Genomic DNA, 1,693 nt, shown 5'->3' on the forward strand with positions numbered 1-1,693 from the left:
GATGGCGATGAGCCCGACAGCCAGCGTTCACCCGTGTTCACGACCTCGGCGACCGCGGCTCCCTACGCGCGGGCCGCGGGGAAGGGCAGAGGGGGCCGTCCGACAGCGTCACGAACGGGCCGCAGCGGCCAAGCCGACCGGATAGGTCGATCGTAGGTGTAGTTCGGTACCGCTGTAGCTCGGGGCAGCGCGGGGTCTGGCTGGACGGAGCCTGGCGCGGCGCCGCGCGGAGCGTCGAGGTGGGTGACGGCAGCCCGGCGGCTTGCGCTGAAATCCCTACCAGCCGAAACAGCGGCCAAACAGGTCAGCAATGGCGTATGGGTGTCCACCCGTGATGGATGGCGGAAAGCCGTCGGTCAGGAATTCCACCGGATTTTCTCAGCAAACACCAAGACTTCTCCGCGAAGCTGAGGGCACTGATCGCGATCGGCACCGGTGCGGTGCCCATCGCGGCATGCGCAGGTGGGTCGCTTTGCCCGCCGGGGCCTTCGGAGGAGTGGATGCAAGTATGGCGCCCGCGCCCGCGGATCGGACGGAAGGCAGTCGCCCTCGGGGCGGTGGCCGCTGTCATCATCGTGGCGGGTTCGATTACGGTCGGTCTGGCGGTTTCGTCGTCCGCCACCGGTAGTACTCCACGTCAGGTTGCGGCGAGCCTCGGGACCATCCGGCAGGCGGTTTCAGCTACCGGGGTTATTCAGGCTGCCCACGAGGCGGACCTGACTTTTGGCGTGTCAGGTAGGGTCACCACCGTTTCGGTCACGGTCGGCCAGCAGGTTTCGGCGGGACAGCCGCTTGCCACAGTTGACTCGGCGGCCCTGACAGCTTCGGTCGCGCAGGCGCAGGCCAGCGTGTCCACCAACCAGTCCCGGCTGTCCGCCGACCAGACTGCCGGGGCCACAGCTGCCCAGCTCAATGCGGACAATCAGGCAATCACCGCCGCACAGGACGGGCTTGCCGCGGCGCAGCGTTCGCTGGCCCAGGCGAGCCTGACATCGCCGATCGCCGGTACCGTCGCGGCTGTCAACCTGGTGGTCGGCCAACAGGTCTCCGGCGGCGGTACGGCCACATCTGGCGCCGGCGGCGGCTCGGCGTCGGGTGCCGCGTCGAGCACCTCGACGTCCGCGTCCTCCGCGTCCTCCGCCCAGGTGGTGATTGTCGGTTCTGATGGTTACAAGATCAATACTAGCGTCGACGACACCCAGATCGGCCAGATCAAGACGGGCAACCAGTCGGTCATCACGCCGAACGGCGCCACCACGACGCTGTTCGGGACGGTGTCCACCGTCGGTCTGCTCCCGACCCAGAGCTCGGGGGTGGCGACGTACCCGGTCACCATCGACGTCACCGGGATCCCAGCGGGGCTGCATCTCGGGGCGAGTGCCCAGGTGCAGATCATTGTCCGGCAGCTGACCGACGTCATTACGGTACCTACCGCGGCCCTGCGCTACACCGGCTCCCAGGCGCAGGTGTATCAGCTGATCGGGGGGCGGCAGGCTCCGCGAGCGGTGACGGTGGGGGTGAGCTCCGGTGGCGTCACGCAGATCACCGCCGGGTTGGCGGCCGGGGACATGGTGGTGGTACCCGACACGGCTCCCGCGGGACGTGTGCGCGGCGGGGCGGGGACCTCGACCGCCGGTACCGGTGGCGGTTTCGGTAGTGGTGGCGGTTTCGGTGGTGGCGGTGGTTTCGGTGG

At 68.6% G+C, this 1,693-nt stretch carries 1 protein-coding gene; it reads left to right on the plus strand.

The features are described from left to right. Positions 1-500: 500 nt before the first annotated feature. On the plus strand, positions 501-1,693 hold a 1,193-nt coding region (locus MJ785_RS09730; RefSeq protein WP_239380525.1), incomplete at its 3' end, for an efflux RND transporter periplasmic adaptor subunit.

Origin of the sequence: Protofrankia sp. CiT1 (genome assembly GCF_917627335.1) — a bacterium.
GTDB lineage: Bacteria > Actinomycetota > Actinomycetes > Frankiales > Frankiaceae > Protofrankia.